General features: G+C 31.6%; 1 protein-coding gene and 1 pseudogene. Both read right to left on the reverse strand.

Translation table 11 applies throughout. From position 1 onward, the window contains the following. Positions 1 to 184: pseudogene (locus E4T88_RS18750) on the reverse strand (MFS transporter); the annotation flags it as partial. A 6-nt stretch (positions 185 to 190) separates the two neighbouring features. Then, positions 191 to 361 (reverse strand): hypothetical protein, encoded by a 171-nt coding sequence (locus E4T88_RS18180; RefSeq protein ID WP_221411845.1) that lies wholly within the window; start codon positions 359 to 361, stop codon positions 191 to 193. Positions 362 to 389 lie beyond the last annotated feature (28 nt).

The raw sequence follows: 389 nt of genomic DNA on the forward strand, positions 1-389 counted from the left end.
GTAATACACGTCCTATTAATAACACGGCAAAGTTAGGTCCTACCGCACATATAAGCGTCCCTAATGTGAACAAACTCATTGCTGTTAGAAATAGTTGTCTAGAAGTATAACGTTCAATTAAAAAAGCAGTGATAGGAATCATTATCCCGTTAACTAACATAAAAATTGATTGCAACCACTGCACAGTACTTTAATTGATTTGTAAATCCTTCATAATGGAAGGCAACGCGGTTCCCAACAAAGTTTGATTTAAAATCGTAATAAAAGCTCCCGATAAAAGCACAATAAATAAAGGGAGATTCTTAATAAATATTGAATTTTCGCCTTTAGCCATATAATTTTCTCCTTCTTTTAAAATCATTTCTTTATTTCATCTAAAAGATTTTGAT

This window comes from Dysgonomonas mossii (assembly GCF_004569505.1).
Classification (GTDB): Bacteria; Bacteroidota; Bacteroidia; order Bacteroidales; family Dysgonomonadaceae; genus Dysgonomonas.